At 54.2% G+C, this 16,470-nt stretch carries 10 protein-coding genes; 7 read left to right on the forward strand and 3 right to left on the reverse strand.

Features of this window, described 5'->3' with window-relative positions:
- Window positions 1-2 precede the first annotated feature (2 nt).
- Window positions 3-488, reverse strand: coding sequence for an EF-hand domain-containing protein (locus ACR3EM_RS00485; RefSeq protein ID WP_480468864.1), 486 nt, complete (start codon window positions 486-488; stop codon window positions 3-5).
- Window positions 489-638: 150 nt separating this feature from the next.
- Between ACR3EM_RS00485 and ACR3EM_RS00490 the strand changes: the two genes are divergently transcribed.
- Window positions 639-1,094: a MarR family winged helix-turn-helix transcriptional regulator gene (locus tag ACR3EM_RS00490; RefSeq protein WP_480468865.1), complete on the forward strand. Its 456-nt coding sequence runs from the start codon at window positions 639-641 to the stop codon at window positions 1,092-1,094.
- 1,030 nt (window positions 1,095-2,124) lie between these two features.
- On the opposite strand, the gene ACR3EM_RS00495 is transcribed toward ACR3EM_RS00490, so the two are convergent.
- Window positions 2,125-5,580 carry an autotransporter domain-containing protein gene (locus tag ACR3EM_RS00495; RefSeq protein ID WP_480468866.1) on the reverse strand — a complete coding sequence of 1,152 codons (3,456 nt, stop codon included), beginning with the start codon at window positions 5,578-5,580 and terminating at the stop codon, window positions 2,125-2,127.
- A gap of 755 nt (window positions 5,581-6,335) precedes the next feature.
- On the opposite strand from ACR3EM_RS00495, the gene ACR3EM_RS00500 reads away from it, so the two are divergent.
- The 3 genes from ACR3EM_RS00500 (at window position 6,336) to ACR3EM_RS00510 (ending at window position 9,963) form a co-directional block, all read left to right on the forward strand.
- On the forward strand, window positions 6,336-6,731 hold the full coding sequence (locus ACR3EM_RS00500; protein ID WP_480468867.1) for a hypothetical protein: 396 nt from the start codon (window positions 6,336-6,338) through the stop codon (window positions 6,729-6,731).
- 482 nt (window positions 6,732-7,213) lie between these two features.
- Window positions 7,214-8,293 (forward strand): Hint domain-containing protein, encoded by a 1,080-nt coding sequence (locus ACR3EM_RS00505; protein WP_480468868.1) that lies wholly within the window; start codon window positions 7,214-7,216, stop codon window positions 8,291-8,293.
- Window positions 8,294-8,595: 302 nt separating this feature from the next.
- Complete coding sequence (locus tag ACR3EM_RS00510) at window positions 8,596-9,963, forward strand: dipeptidase (protein WP_480468869.1); 1,368 nt, start codon at window positions 8,596-8,598, stop codon at window positions 9,961-9,963.
- Window positions 9,964-9,980: 17 nt separating this feature from the next.
- Here the strand turns inward: ACR3EM_RS00510 and ACR3EM_RS00515 are convergent, their stop codons facing one another.
- Window positions 9,981-10,808 carry a LysR family transcriptional regulator gene (locus tag ACR3EM_RS00515; protein WP_480468870.1) on the reverse strand — a complete coding sequence of 276 codons (828 nt, stop codon included), beginning with the start codon at window positions 10,806-10,808 and terminating at the stop codon, window positions 9,981-9,983.
- Between the two features lie 81 nt (window positions 10,809-10,889).
- Here ACR3EM_RS00515 and ACR3EM_RS00520 point away from each other — a divergent pair, with 81 nt between their 5' ends.
- From ACR3EM_RS00520 to ACR3EM_RS00530, 3 genes are all read left to right on the forward strand, one after another.
- Entirely contained in the window at window positions 10,890-11,876 is a 987-nt protein-coding gene (locus ACR3EM_RS00520; protein ID WP_480468871.1) for an aldo/keto reductase, read from the forward strand.
- Between the two features lie 197 nt (window positions 11,877-12,073).
- Window positions 12,074-14,311, forward strand: a complete 2,238-nt coding sequence (locus ACR3EM_RS00525) for a tetratricopeptide repeat protein (RefSeq protein WP_480468872.1) — start codon at window positions 12,074-12,076, stop codon at window positions 14,309-14,311.
- Between the two features lie 252 nt (window positions 14,312-14,563).
- Window positions 14,564-16,459 (forward strand): adenylate/guanylate cyclase domain-containing protein, encoded by a 1,896-nt coding sequence (locus tag ACR3EM_RS00530; protein WP_480468873.1) that lies wholly within the window; start codon window positions 14,564-14,566, stop codon window positions 16,457-16,459.
- Window positions 16,460-16,470 lie beyond the last annotated feature (11 nt).

A 16,470-nucleotide genomic window follows, 5' to 3' on the forward strand; every position in this document is an offset into this window, starting at 1 on the left:
AATCAAAGATCGAGATCAAGGGCGGCACGCAGGGCCACCATTACAGGAAACCCGTCAAGGAACTCCCGCTCTGTCAGGATGGCGTCACCGTTCAGGTCTGCGCGCTGGAAATCAAAATTCATCGACTGGCGATGTTCTGTCTTGCTGATCTCTCCGTTTCCGTTCCGGTCGCGGAAGGCAAAGACGATCCTCAGAGCGGTCTCATAAGCATCGACCCGGTCACGGTCTTCCGCAACAGATGCCATGCCGTAGTCCCAGGCTAAATACTCTTCGAGAGAAATCTTGCCGCTGTCATCACTGTCCATCGAGACAAACACATCCGTTCCGAAATTGGTGAACTCGCCCATGTCGATGAACCCGCGATCTGCGCTGTCAACGGAGGCAAAGGCAAGTTCCGCAAGCCTGCGACCCTCGTTTTCTTCTGCGGTGGCAGTCATTGGATTGGCGAAGAATATGCAAAGTGACAGGGCGGCCAGTTTTCTGGTCATGGCGAAAGCCTTTCGAAAAGTTCGACTCAAAGGTATGCTTGACTTGTAATCGCAATACTTGCAGATACAAGAATTGTAAATGCAAAACATATGCAACACTTGTACGCTGCAAGCTTCGGGGTTATTGCCATGATCAGGGGTGCATTCCTGATGACGCAGATCAAAAGTACAAAGCACATTCGGGAAGGGAGTTTCGGCTTCCTGATCCAAACGCTTGCGCGCGACATAGATACGAAAATGAAGCTTGCGCTGCAGGAGGTGGACGTTGACATCAAAATCTTCGCCAACCTGATGTTGTTGGCAGATGAAGACGGCATCAACCAGCGATCACTCGGTCAGAAGTTGAATTTCCCTGAGTATTTTACCAGTCGGAATGTCGACGCACTAGTTGAAGCCGGTTTTGCAGAGCGTCGCCCTGACCCCAACAGCCGAAGATCGTTTCTGATCTATCTGACGGAAGCAGGTCGCAAGAAGGCGTCGGAACTGCCTCGGATCGTGAAACAGGTGAATGACGATGTTCTCGCAGACCTGTCGGCAGATGAACGCAAGCAGGTGATAAAGCTACTGCAGAAGACAGCAGGGATTTTCCCGAGAAAAAGTGAATGAGCGTTTCTAAGAAAGTAGGTTTTGAGCGCTACCTCCCGTCAATTCTCACAGGTTTGCCAAAAGACCTATTGGTCTTGTGCAATCGCAGCTTCGGACTTTAAAAAGTCTGTATCAGCGAAAGCCTCAAGGCACTGTTCTTTTGCTTTTGTTTTGTTTTGAGCGCCGCCCCCGTTGGCCGAACTTATGGATCAACCACAAAAAGCGACCGGTGAATTGGCGAAAGTCCGCCAACTGAAGCTTGGTTGGTTTTCCTTAATTTTGGCTCAGATCAGCTGTCAACAACCTATGCTGTTAATTCGAAACCACGTCATTCGAAATCGGATAAATCATCAAGGTTCTCAGGCATGAAATTTTCGCAAAGAATAGCATCTTTCAGGCTAGCGGTTGATTTATATTGATTTTAAAAGGCATCCCGTAAGATATTGAAAGTTAATATCTAAATTGACTTTTAACACTAATCTGTAGGCGGGTTTCTGCCTGAGGGAAACGAAGTGAATCAACGCCATCCAGTTGTTCGGTGGAGATCTGGATAGCGGTGCCTTCTGAGATGAAAACTTAAGCTGTTGACCTGTGAGAATCGCGTCTGTTAGGCCGATTCTAGCAATCAATTAAATGTTGCTGTTTGAGAGGGAAGAAATCCGATGCGTTCCGATCATGTCCTCATGTTCAAGGCGATTTTGACCCTTTCGGGGTCGTCTATATGCGGCTTTTCTTCCGGGGCCGTTCGCAAGTCTGACAGGGACAAACGATTGAGATTTCGCTGGGCTGAAGACATTATCAGGCGTTGATACGGGTGGAAAGTGGACGTCGCTGCAGTTGCAAACCTATCCGGTAGCGCATGCGAAAGCCGACCTTCGCGGGCGACGTCTACGGCTGGATTCTAAGATACAAAGAATCCTTGTGATTTCGTAAGCGGAGATGGCTTGGACATGCGTGACGAAACTAAACAGGCGCTCCCATGTTCAGGCAGTCAGTTTGAAGAGGCTGTTAAGAACCAACATTTGATTAAGCAATACGGCCATTCGTTGTTTCAGAACCTTATGGAAGCTGTGAGTTCTCCGACAACGCTGGATCCACCACCAAAGGTTGATTGAAACTCGCCGCTGAAGCCTATCGATCGGTTTCCATCTGCAGATGTATGTTCAAGCGTAAAGCCAAGAAACCCTGCAGCTGCATCTTCTGTGGAAGCTACGAAAGAAAAGGGTGTCGCTGCCACGATTGCGTCCACATCGTCGGATCCTGCATCGAAAGATGCATCTACTCCAACGGCCCAGTTCACGTAGGTGCTCGATCCATTTGCGGCCTCGTAGAGGCGGGGCAAGTTCATTTGCACCCTCGTGTTGAAGATCGAAACGTTCCGATCCTCGACCGTCAGCGGATACGCGGTTCCTGTTTCGGTATACTCATCAAGTTTCAGGAAGACATAGCTTGCGCGTGCACTGAAGAAGGCAGGAATTGGCAAGGCGTTGATGGGTGCCGAGATCGAGAGCGATGGCGAAACGAACGTGCCGTCAAAATCGCCTTTCGATTCGCCGCCATCAACGTTTCGGGTCGCTTCATTGTCGGTTACGCCAGCAAGAAGCGCCGCGTTGATGCTGTATCGTCCGTAGTCCCTTTCGAGGTAAACGCCCCCAAAATATGACCTGATATCGGTATCGCCTGCGTCTTGATCGAGCGAGATATGGCTGTTGTCATATCCGACAAGAACACCAAAATCGCTATTATCGATGAGTTCATTCGTTTCGGCTCCAACTACGAAACCGTACATACGATGGCTGAACCCAAGATTTGAACCGTCTTCTTCAACATCGCGATCTCCGCCAAAGGCCGTAGCCCAGACATATGGACCGTTATCCTGTTCGACATACCCGAAAGGACCCAGGTTTCTGCTGACCTGACCGTCCGATGACCCGGACGCATAGGGGCTGGCGGTTTCAATCGTGTTGAATACTGCGTCTGTCAGATCGCTGATGAAGGTACCTTGGGCCGCAAATCCTGTCGTATCTACCGATACCGCCGTGAGGCCGTTGTTGGCCAAAACGCCGGCCCCTCCAAAATTGACGACTTCAGGGGCGGACGCGAGGTCATTGTCGTCACCCGATGCATCAGCAAAATTGACAACCGCATTCATCCCGTGCGCAAAGTTCAACGTGTCGATGTCATTCGGGTTCGTGCCCCCCATGCCATCGTTGCCATTGCCGAAATCGACCGAACCGTTCAGAATCGAGCCGGGCTCGAGATTCAACGTGTCGTTCCCGTCGCCGCCATATACGATGGAAAAGCCTTCGCGACTGGTGATACGGGCCGAGTTTGTGATGGTTGCGGCGGCATTGTTATCACGATCTTCGATCTCGATACCGTATTCGAACGCATCAATACTTCCGGTGTTCACAATGGTGATCGAACCGGCTCCGTCCACGTCCACTTCTATCCCGTTATTGTCCAGCGAACGCAACGCTCCGCTGTTGGTTACACGAGCATCGCCGTCACCGTTTAGTTCGATATCGATCGCGTCGGAATCGGCGGTAAGCCGGGCAGAGTTCACAATGCTGACGTCGCCGCTTCCCTCGACATCCACTTCGATCGCATCGTCTTCGCGAGAGGTTATCCGCCCCGAGTTTCTAATGAAGACATCGCCATCTCCGAAGATTTCGGCGTCAATTCCCTCGTCGTTTCTTGCGGTTATGGATGCAGCGTTTGTTAGGCTTATGTTGCCATTCTCTGTCACATGGGCGAAGATTCCGTCAACTTCGGCATTAATGGTACCGGTTGCCGTAATGGTTATATCACCGTTTCCGTCTATTTCAGCGTTGATGCCATCAATGCTTTCAGCCGCTATGTCACCCGACGCTTCAACCGAGATGTTTCCGTCACCAGCAACAAAGCTGCGGATCCCGTGCTCGCTTGCTTCGATATCACCGTTCATCGTGATCGAGACGTCGCCATCACCGTCAACTTCGGCTTCGATGCCGTCATCCGAACCGGCGCGGATATCACCTGTGACCTGAATGGTGATATCACCGGAATCCTCGGCATCAGCGTCAATTCCGATTGCACCGCCAGTGATATTGCCCACCACAGTGACGTCAATCACGCCTCCGGGGCTGCCGGTTTCCACATCAATCGCATCGCTGTCGCGCGATTGGACGTCGCCCGTCACATTGACGGTCACATTCCCGTCCTCCGCGTCAGCAAAGATCGCATGTTCTTCGTCAGCAGAAATGTTGCCATTGGAATTGATGGTTACGTTGCCTGTTCCATTGGCCGCGCCGTAGATCCCGTATTCTCTGCCAGTAATATCCCCGATGCTGTCGATGACGACATCACCCGCGCCATTCACTATTGCGTTGATACCATCGCCCGCTGCTTCACCGCTGACATCGCCCCGGTTTGTAATGTTAATGTCGCCATCATTGGTCACAAGCGCGCGGATGCTGTCCCTTGCGGACGAAATATTGCCCGACGAAGTGACGCTGATATCTCCGTCTCCGCCCCTTTGGCGGGCAAATATGCCATCAGCGTTGTTGCCTTCTGTCGTGATATTTCCGGTCGAGCGGATCGTGATATCGCCGTCACCGTCGTCTTGCCGGGCAAAGATCCCACGAGCGTTGTTTCCGGTAGTCGAGAGGTTGCCCTCGGATTCAACCGTGATATCCCCATCGCCGCCATTTTGACGCGCCAAGATGGCGTTCGCGTTGTTTCCTTCTGTAGTAATATTTCCGGTCGATTGGATCGCGATATCGCCATCGTCATCGCTTTGCTGTCCAAGTACACCGCCAGAGTTGTTTCCGGCCGTCGAGATATTGCCATCCGAGACCACCGAGACATCCCCTTCGCCGCCACTCTGAAGCGCGGTGATGCCTGTTGATCGATTTCCAGCTGTGCTGATGTCGCCCGCTGAGCTGACCGATACCACGCCGTCTCCACCGTCCTGATTGGCGTAAATTCCGTCTGAACGGCTGCCCGATGTGCTTATACGACCCGCTGAAACCACTGACACATCGCCATCACCACCTTGTTGAGTAGCGCCGATACCGGCGCTTCTGCTGCGTCCGGATGTCGTTATATTGCCCGTCGAGTTAACCGAAATTGCACCGTCACCCTCAAGGTCGGATCGAATTCCAAAGGATCGACGTCCGTCGGTTGCAATGTCGCCCGTCGATGTGATCGAAACATCCCCGTCGCCGTCTGCATCCACAACAAGCCCATCGGCGCCGTTCCCCGTCGTGACAATGCCTCCGGTTCCATTCGTCTGGACGTTAAGGGTTGCGTTACCTGTTGGTGTGCTGAAAGCCACGCCGTCTGTACCACCGCCTGGTGCAATTCCCGGAGCTGTCACGTTATTGATATTGAGCGTTTCGAGCGTTGGCCCGTTTGCCTGAACACCCGTTGAAACATCTCCCGTACAGGTGGCGAGGACACCCGCAACAGTACAAGGACCATTTGGCGGAGGAACAACCGTTTGCGCAACCAAAGGAGTTGCCACTCCAATCGATGCGCCAAGACCTATCGCACCGGCTGTAACTGGAGCGGCGAAAGCGCGATATGCAGCGGATTTTCCTTGATGGTATTTGTTCGTCTGTACTTTAGAAAGTGCTGCTGCACGACGGCGCGCTTTGCGGTTCAAACCGCTTACTCGAAACATCTTGTTCACCCCTTAAGAGTGGTCTGGAAACCACCGCAACTTTTTTTGCGCGGAAACCTCCGCGTATTTGTTAGCGGCAAAAAAATGATGGCTTTTTGATGTTCCGATTAATGATATATTAACGAATTTCTGAGCGGTCTGTTGAATGATGCAAATTGATCACATCCATGCTCTGAAAAAACCGATCGACTGTAGCTCCCTACTTGGATCCCGTGGAAAGATAGAATTGTTCAAATAACATCCATCTGTCTGCATGAATGCCAAACGGTTTCAGAATTCGCGCCCACTCGAATTTCTGCAGAGCGCTCTTAGCACAAAACTTCGGATACGCGCCGAATGTCTGCAACGGGCCGACCACATCTTAGTCTGGGACATTTATGCTTCGGTTGCTGCGCAGAAGTTGAATGTCCGCTCGGTTGTGCAAACTCTTATCGGAATCAGTCAAGTTCCAGCCGGGCGATGCCAATGATTTGGGGCAACGTAGTGGTCTGCGCATGCCAGCGTTTCCGTGCCTTTGACCCGCTTTGAGACATGCTTGTTGAGAACATTGAACCTAAGATATAATTTGACTGGATTGCGAACAAAAGGGAATGTTCATGATCAGGACTATTGCACTAGGGCTCTTTGCGCTCCTCTCGGCAACCTCGGCATTCGCAACTGTTGAGTTGTATTGCGAAGCCCCTGATGGATCGGGCACAGTTGTTGGTGTCGGATTGGGAACTGTCCCTGGTCTCGCAGTCGTGAGTGCGACCATACACGCAGACGGCAAACACTGGAGCCTATCAGAGGTCGAAGGCGCGATACCAATCATCGTGGCGCAGGGGGCCGATGTCGATATGCATACCGTAATCGACTTCGCCGATCCCGAGTACAGCCGGATCGTTGCCTCGGTTCGATTGATAACAGCCGTTGAAGGTGATGATTCCGTCACCGTGGGCACGCTCACGATACCAGATATCGGTGCCTTCCCGCTGGTTTGCGAAGGGTCTTAACCGTCCAATTTTGCGTAGTGCACGGAGGTCACTCGGCGGAAGCAGTCATCTCAAATTTTGTTTTGTTCAAATGGCTGAAATGGACCGCTTTCGAAGGCACCGCAATTCCTTGCGCGCTTGAAAGAGTTGTGCAAAGCCCCGTTGCCGCTTGGTGTCAAATTGTTGGGGCGTGTGCAGAGGTCTCTGGCGATTACCCGCCCTCAGTACTCAAGTTCGGCTTGATCTGACGGGCCTCTGATCTTCCTGATAGCACAGCGTTTTCAGACTGGCTGAGAAATACAGCCGCTGGATAACGACGAACACGCACGGATGTTGATTGCGAATAGAGAGCAGGCTAAAAATTGAATAATTCGCAAATGTTGCGCAAACCGTTACACTATAGATGTCTTCGCGCGGAAATGTGCAGACAGCAAATTGAGGTCAGGCGGGTGGGTTCAAGCTGCTTAGGTAATCGCGGCGAAGAACTGGCCTGAACAAGGGTTATGGCAAATATCTTCGGTGCATTTCGGACGGATACGACGCTGACCACGGCTCAGGCCCAATTCGGCGGTGTTGGTACCACATTTCAGATCTCCTCATACAGTACGATCACCATCACTGATGGCGTTGACCCTAACATCATCGAGGGAGATGGAGTAACCAATGAGGTCCCCGATGACATCACGCAAACCTATCTGGGGAATGCAATTGCTTGGGATTATAATTACGAAGTCACAGATGGCACCAACACCTATACGATTGGCGTTTTCGACTATGATTCCAGCGGCAACAATGCGTTCGGCGGCGGAGCCGAACAAGGGTTCTTCATCGGCTTCATAGGAGATATCCCACCCCTCGACACATTGCTTACGATCACGGCGCTGGGTGAAGGAGCGTTTGCGAGCCCAATCGTGAATTTGCCTGTTCCCGACTTTGTTCCGTGTTTCGTCGGCGGAACGAATGTTCGCTTAAGAGACGGTCAAAAGGTAGTCGAGGATCTAAAAGCCGGCGATCAGGTCGAAGTTTTTGATCCCACGAATGAGGGAGCCGGTTTTGCTACGCTGCTGCGCGTGTTTCGTCGCGGAATTTCTGCTTCGGGACTAGTTGCAAACCCCAAGTTGCGTCCGGTTCGTATCAGTGCTGGAGCCTTGGGTAACGGCTTGCCCCGACGTGATCTTGTTGTGTCTCGACAGCACCGGATGTTGGTGTCTTCAAAGATTGTCGAGCGTATGTTTGGGATTTCCGAGGTTTTGGTGCCTGCGGTCAATTTAACTGCTCTGCCCGGTATTTTCGTCGATCAAGATGTGGATAGCGTCGAGTATTTTCACCTTCTTTTTGATCAACACGAGGTGATCTATGCCGAGGGCGCACCGTCGGAAAGCCTGTTTACCGGACCCGAGGTGCTCAAGGCTATCAGTACGGAGGCACGTTCAGAAATCCTGAGCATCTTTCCTGAACTTGCCGAATTCGAATACGCCCCGAAACCCGCACGCCCAATCCCATCCGCGAAGCTGCAAAAGCAATTGATCGCACGTCACATCAAGAATGAAAAATCGCTTCTTTCCGGCTACCACGCATTCTAGAAGCAGAGGTTCTCGCAGGATAGTTCAGCTTCCAATGTCTCGCAATATCCTTACCTTGATGCCTTTCTGAGAGCATTACCGATGTGCGATGCTAATGCAGCATGTTGTGTCGGTTTGTTCCCACAGCGAACGACAGCTTCGGCGGGCGGTGTCGCAGCGTCACCAACTGGCAGCCAACGGCAGGAATGAGCCGAGTATCGCTCGACCGTGTTTGATTTTTGCAGGTAATTGGTTGTGTTCCGCAGGCTTGCGAGCCACGTGCAGTTTCGTAAGTTAAGTGCCAGCATCAGAGAGGGCATGGAATGAGCTGGACCGAATATCTCGACATACACCAATCGCGCTTTGTCGAAGAGCTATGCGACTTCATCCGTATTCCATCGGTTTCAGCCAAACCCGAAAACGCGGGCGATGTTCGAAAGGCCGGGCAGTGGGTGGTTGATCGGTTGGTCACGGCGGGAATGGAAAACGTTCAGATGATGGAGACAGCAGGCCATCCGGTGGTCTGCGCTGATTGGCTGCACGCCGGACCGGAAGCACCTACAATCCTGATCTATGGCCATTTTGACGTGCAACCTGCCGAACCTTTCGAGCTCTGGTCCTCACCTCCGTTCGAGCCGACGATCCGTGGGGATCGGATCTATGGGCGTGGGGCGACCGACGACAAGGGCGCCATGTTTATCCCGATCCTAGCGGCCGAGGCTTTGCTGGCGGAGACTGGGAAGCTGCCTGTCAACGTCCGGTTTTTCTTTGAAGGCCAGGAAGAAATCGGATCCCCCGACCTTCCCCCCTTTATCGAGGCAAATCTCGACCGGCTTCAGGCCGATATGATCTTTTCCGCCGATGGCAGCCAGTGGGATACCGAGACACCGCAACTGGTGCTGGGTCTGAAAGGGCTCACCTCGCTTGAGATCTCGGTTCAGGGCGCGAAATCGGACTTGCACTCTGGTATGCATGGCGGCGGCGTCGCAAACCCGGCAATGGCCTTGGCCCAGTTGCTGGCCAGCATGAAATCGCCCGATGGTCGGATCACGGTGGATGGCTTCTATGACGATGTCGTCGATTTGACGGACGAAGACCGCGCCGCAATTGCGCGAGTGCCTTGGGATGAGGCGGCCTATCTGGCTCAGACCGGAGCCCCGGCCACGTTGGGCGAACCGGGGTATACGACACGTGAAAATTTGTGGGCACGTCCGACACTTGAGGTCAACGGGCTGACCAGCGGTTGGCAAGGGGAAGGCACAAAGACCGTTTTGCCTGCGTTGGCCTCGGCCAAAATCACTTGCCGACTGGTCGCCAATCAAAATCCCGAAAAGGTCTTTGACCTGATCTCGGCCCATGTCGAAGCTCATTGCCCGCCGGGTGTGACGGCACAGGTATCTCGCAATCCCGGTCGTGCGGACCCTTTCCTCGTACCGGCCGGACACAACGCAACCGCGATCGCGGGACAGGTCCTCGAAGAGGTTTATGGCAAACCCGCGTACAGAACCCGCGTTGGAGGCTCGATCCCTGTGATGTCGACCTTGCTGGACGAACTGGGTTTACATGCGGTCATGTTTGCGTTCGGACATGAGGATGAAAACCAACACGCCCCGGACGAGTTCTTCCGTCTGCCAACATTCCGGCGCGGCCAGACAGCATATGCGAGGTTGATGGAACGGTTGGGTGAATAGGCATCTGCAGCCTCGGTTCACCCGTTTTCACAAGCTTCCGACATCACGGCATGGGTGCGGTCAATGACATGCCGCACCTCTGGAAGAAATCGGTCTTCATGATGTGTGACCAACCACTGATCATGTTCCAGATCATCAATCAGGGGTGAGACTGGTTTCAAACCCGGCTGCGTGTTTCCGATGAAGGTGGGCAGAACTGCCCGGGCCAGCCCTGCATTTGCAAGCTCCAGCGCATTTTGCGGCGCCGTCACTTCGATGGCGTCGTCCTTTTGCGAATGCGCCTTCAACCATTTTGCCGAAGGTGTATTGGACATGACCCGCGCCCAGGTCAAAACGCTTGCGTCCGCGGCATAGACCGCAAACCGAACGCGCCCGATCTTGCGACCCGCCAGGTTGATCTCTTCTGGTCGGTGGTTTCGAATGCCGATCGCGGCCTCCCGGTGTCCGATCTTCAACACCTCTTCTGACGAGATGAAGCGCAGCCGAACCGGCATTGATCCGGTAAGCTTTCCGACTGTGCCGATCAAAACCCGTGTTACCCATGTCCCGGCCGAGATTTTGACCAAAGGTGGTGCGCTGGCGAGGCTGCTGTCAGTGACAGGTATGACGCGCGCCTCGATGCTTTCCACCTTTTTCAACAGCGTTTGACCGTCTTCGGTCAGGTCATACCCTCGCGGTTTGCGGTGAAACAGCTCAGTTCCGAGGTTACGCTCAAGCTCGATCATGCGCCGACCCAGTGTGGGTGCGCTCTTGCCGGTCTGTTCGGCCGCTGGCCCAAGCCCGCCTGCTCTGGCAACCGCAAGGAAAAGCCGCAGGTTGTCCCAGTCAAAGTTGCTTTCATTCATGAAATAAAGCTTACATTCTGTGTTGTTGATGAAAAGACTGTGATGGCTTTTTTTCTGAAGGATCAGTCACGAGGTCCACAGATGAACTTTCTCGAATCCGAAATATCTCCCCTTGGCATGGGATGCTGGCCGATCGGTGGCAAGATGTATTGGGGCGAACAGTCGCTGGGTTATACCCGATCAGACGACGAAACCTCGATTCGTACGATCCACGCCGCATTGGATGGTGGGATCACATTGTTTGACACTGCTGCCGCCTATGGCGCGGGGCATTCGGAACGTTTGTTAGGCAAAGCGTTAAAGCATCGGCCCGACGCCCTGATTGTCACAAAGATCGGGGTTGGGATCGATGAGGCAAGCAGGCAGATTTCGTTTGACCCTTTCACCCCGGATCAAGTTGGCCCTGCCGTTGATGGGTGCCTGTCGCGGCTGGAACGGGATCGGATTGATCTCTTGCTGTTGCATGTGAACGATATGCCAGTTTCCCGGGCCGAGGCAGTGTTTGACGAACTGGACCGGTTGAAAGAGGCCGGCAAGTTGCGTGCCTATGGTTGGAGCACCGACCATTCCGAAAGCGCCCGGGTAGCCTCATCCAGGGATGGATTCAGCGCAGTGGAATACGTGTTGAACGTCTTTTTCGACGCGCCCCGGATGCAACAAGTTGTCCAAGAGGAAGGGCTATTATCGCTAATCCGCTCACCCCTTGCGATGGGGTTGCTATCTGGCAAATACGATCAGAACAGCGTCATGGCGCCGGACGATGTGCGCGCATCCGGTGAAAGCTGGATGGAGTACTACAAGGATGGCAAAGCAAACCCGGATCTCATGCAACAACTTGATGCGGTTCGGGATTTACTGACTTCAAATGACCGAACTCTTGTGCAAGGGGCTCTTGGGTGGATATGGGGCCAATCTGAAACATACGTACCGATTCCGGGCGCTCGGACAGAAGAACAAATTGAGGTTATTTCAGCAGCACTGACCTTCGGTGCCTTGCCGGTTGAAGCAATGAGCGAAATACAAAGCTTGATTACACGCAACCCCAACGAACCAGACCGCCCCCGGTAACTTTAAGAACTGTATCAAAGCTTTGCACCCGCAGCGAATGTCTCCTTTGACGGGCTCGCCGCTGCGACGAAGCCCACCGATCAACGGCAGCTAATGGGCCGCCCTAAACTGTTCGGGCAGGCACTGGTGACTGCGAGCACCGGCCTTAAGCACCCAACTCGTCATCTTCCGGAGAACTTCCTATACTGTCCTCAATTATGGTGCGAGGGATCGGTTTGGTTCAGGAGGTGCTTCAACGCCGGTTGGCGGCCATCGTTGCGATTGACATGGTCGGCTACAGCCGCCTCGTTCAATTGGACGAGGCTGGCACCTTAGCGCGCCAAAAGGCGATCCGTACCGATCTGATTGACCCCGCGGTGCGGGGCTTCGGGGGGCGAATTGTCAAGACGACGGGCGACGGTGCGCTGCTTGAGTTCGCAAGTGTGGTCAGCGCCGTCGAATGGGCCGTCGCGGTGCAGCGCGAGATGCCCGACTTCGAAATGGACATCCCCGAAGACCGCCGCATCGCCTACCGGATCGGTATCAACCTCGGCGAGATCGTGCATGATGGCGACGATATCTTCGGTGACGGGGTGAATATCGCGTCCCGCCTGGAAGGTTGCGCTGACCCCGGAGGGATCTGCATATCAGAGCCGGTCTTTCTGAACGTCCACGGTAAGCTCGATCTCGGCTTCGCGGATCTTGGCCCGCAACAGGTCAAGAACATACAAGATCCAATCACTGCCTTTGCGGTGCTTCCAAACCCCGAAGATGCCGGTACCGTCGTCACGGCCCACCGCACTCGCAAGCCGAACATGCGCTTCGGGATTTTTGCGTTTGCCTTGGTGCTTCTTGCTACAGGGTATCTCGCCTGGTTCTGGTTGGCACCGCCCCAGCCGGGGGGCGACCGCCTGCTGATCGTACCGTTTGCCGCTGCTACGGCCGGGGACCGACAGATCGCCGACGCCGCGACCGAGGATTTCATCGCCTCGCTGTCCCGGCTCGAGGGTCTGCAAACCGTCCCCCATGCCGTGTCCCTAGGATACAAGGGGATCGCGCCCGAGCCTGGTGAGATCGACCCAGAGACCGGCATACGCTACGTGCTCGGCGGAACGGCGGGCCGGGCGGGCGACCGGATTGAGCTGGCCGTAAACCTCCGAGATTTCGGCGACGACGGCGCGGTGATCTGGGAGGATAGCGCCCACGGGGCGCCGGCAGACGTCTTCGACTTTCTGGCCGGGCTCAAACAAGGGGCCGCCGCCAAACTCATAGGCCCCCTGTCGGCGCCGGAACGCGCCGTGTTGCGGGCGCCGTCCACAACCGATACCGGCGCGTTCATGGCCTATGCCGAGGCCGAAAGGTTCCTTGCCAGCGGGAACTTCTTCGAGATGGAACAATCTCTCCCTCTCTACGAATACGCGATCGAGCGGGATCCCGAATTTCTGGCCGCGCATGCAGGTTATGCCACCGTAAACTTCATCATCTGGAGCCGCAGCTATAACACCATCCGATATACGCTCGACGCGCTCAAGGAAGCGGAACGGACAGTCCGCTATATCCTCGACGTCGACGACACCCATCCAGATGCCCTCGGGATTCAGATCGGCATCAAAATCGAGAAACGCCAATGGAATGCTGCCTTGACCGAGGCCCGGGGTGCCGTCTTCCTGCAACCTGATGAACCCCGGCTGCGGTACGTGTTAGGCCAGGCTCTTCTCGCGGCCGGGCTTTATGACGAAGCGCGCACCGAATTCACAGCCTACCAAGACCTTTCGCCCCGGCTCAATGCTTCGGAAATGCGAGAGCTCGCCTTTCATCGCTTTCTCCTGGACGAAACCGACCTGGCGCTTGCGCTTCTGAATCGTGTACCGCCCGAAGAAAGCGATCGGATCGACCAGTACATATTGGCAGCGGCGGCACATGCCCGGAAAGGAGACATCGAGATCGGGAAACAGTTCATGGACCTGTTTTTGAAGGAAACAGTCTGGAACAACCTCCTTTGGCAACAGGGTTACTTCGGACGGTACTCGGACCCGGCTCTCTTTGCGTTGTGGGCCGAAGCGCTTTCCGCCGCCGGAATGCCAGCCTCGCCATTTGATTTCGAGAAGGGACGGGAAGCCGACAGATTGAGGCATGACGAATTGGTCGCGCTCTTCTCGGATGAGTACGAGGAAATTGTCGACACCGGCCCCTTCGGTACACCCTACCGGCAGGATCGCCCGTCCAAGGGGGTGACCGTTATGTTTTTCGGCTGGATGGATGGCCAGCCAATCACGTCGCGTTGGGTGATCCGGGACGGTCAGTACTGCCATCGCACGAAGGCGGTCCATGTCGACCGCGAAGAGTGTAACAACGTCTACATCGATCGGGAAAAATCGACTGACGCAGTCAAATACGTCGCAAATGTCTATTCCTTCGGTGTATTCGAGTCCGAATTCCGGCGCCGGGTAGACTAGACGGCGCTAAGCATATGTTGCATGGTCCTGTGCAAAATAGAACTGCTGTGAGTTCATCCAGCTTCTTATTTTGCGTTTGCCGCGAATGTCCGCAAGGCGGGCTGCACTCGCGGCATTCCAAGGCTCCGGCCAAGGTCTGATCTGGGCCGTGATAATGCGTTTTCAAGCCGGGCGCTCATCAGTTTGAACATAATTGAACCATGTGGAAATTCTTATCGTTCTTCCCTAACCTTCCTTAAGGGGGAGTCATTAGTGAAACGTCGACTCACGGTCATTCTTGCTATCGATGTAGTCGGCTATTCCCGCCTCATGAGAGACGACGAGGCGGGAACACTAAGAACTCTCAAAAGGCATCGTTCGGAACTAATTGACCCCAAGGCTATTCAATACGGAGGGCGAACCATCAAACTGATGGGCGACGGGGCGTTGATGGAATTTACCAGCGTTGTGGATGCGGTTCGTTTTGCAGTCGAAATACAGTGCGGCATGCCCGAAAGGAACTCTGGTGTTCCCGCTGGCGACCGAATTGAGTTCCGCATCGGAATCAACGTTGGAGACGTGATTGATGAGGGCGGGGACATTTACGGGGACGGTGTAAACCTTGCTGCAAGGATCGAAAGCCTTGCTCAACCCGGTGGAGTTTGTGTTCACCGCAACGTCTTTAGCCAGGTTCGCGGAAAACTGGATCTGGACTTCGAAGATTTGGGCCGAGTGAAGGTCAAGAATATTGAACTGGCTGTACCGGTCTTTAACGTAGAGCTGAATGAAAAAGCGACGCGGCTGGTATCTTCTGTCAAGATCACTAAGCCAAACCGAATTCCGTCCGCTGCCCGGGCGGCTGGTGTTGTCTTTGTTGCTCTAATCCTTGTTGTCGGACTAGTCGTGTGGCGCTTCAACGCACCTGATTTTCAGCCGGTGAAGATAGCAGAAATGGAACGTCCGCTGCCGGATAAGCCGTCGATTGCCGTGTTGCCATTCAGTGACCTGAGCCAGGGTAGCGACAAGGGCTACCTCAGCGACGCGATCAGTGAAGAGATCATTGCCAAACTTTCCCGCTTTCCTGAGTTTTTCGTAATCGCCCGAAACTCTAGCTTCTTCTACAGAGACAAGTCGGCAGATCTTCGCGATATCGCCAAGGAACTGGGCGTGCGGTATGTATTGGAAGGCAGTCAGCAAAAGTCAGGTGACAAGCTTCGCGTGAATGCGACCCTCATAGACGCGGCGGCCGGGAATGCGATTTGGACTGATACGTATGATCGCGACATGGTGGACATCTTTGCGCTGCAGGATGAAATCACCCGAACGATTGTCGCGACACTGGAACAGAATATCGACCTCGCTGAATACGACCGATTGCTGCGTCAACCCACTCAAAGCCCTGGGGCATATGAGCTTGTTTATCTGAGCCGCGCGGAACGGTTGAAGTTCACACCGGCAGGCAATCAAGAAGCCAAACGGTTGGCTGAAGAGGCTATCGAGCTGGATCCGGCCTATTCGGTTGCCTATTTCAGCCTCGCCTGGGTGCATATCAACTGTGATCGCTGGGGATGGTGTGCCGATCGACCGCGAAAACAAGCCCTCGACCTTGCCTTCGCGGCGGCTCGCAAAGCTGTTGAGCTCGATCCTGACAGTTCTTTGGCGCATTGGGTTCTCGCTCACACGTTCATGCAGGCCAATAACCTTGAGCAAGCCGAAAAAGAGTATGACCGCGCCATCGCGCTTAACCCCAACTCGGCAGGTGTATTGGCGGGTTCCGTTGAAACGCTGGTTTACCTTGGCCGCGCGAACGAGGCTGTTGAAAGACTCCAAACCGCGATCCGTCTGAACCCCCATCATCCAGATTGGTACCTTTGGAGCCTCGCCTGGGCGCTGTATTTCACCGGTGAATATGAAGCTGGTCTCGAAGCGATAGACCGGATGACGAAAATACCTAACTTGGCGCGCCGTACGCAGGCGGCACTGTACGTACGATCGGGGCGGCTTGAGGAAGCCAAAGGCTCGATAGACAAATTGCTGGAAAATCAGCCTAACTATACGATTGAGGACCAACGACACAGTCTCAGCGGAAAGTTCTTAGATAAAAGCGTTCCTGACGGCTTTATTGACGATTTACGTGCTGCTGGATTGCCGGATCGGCGCGCTGATTGATGGTTTTGATA

Source organism: Ruegeria sp. AH3, from assembly GCF_056536265.1.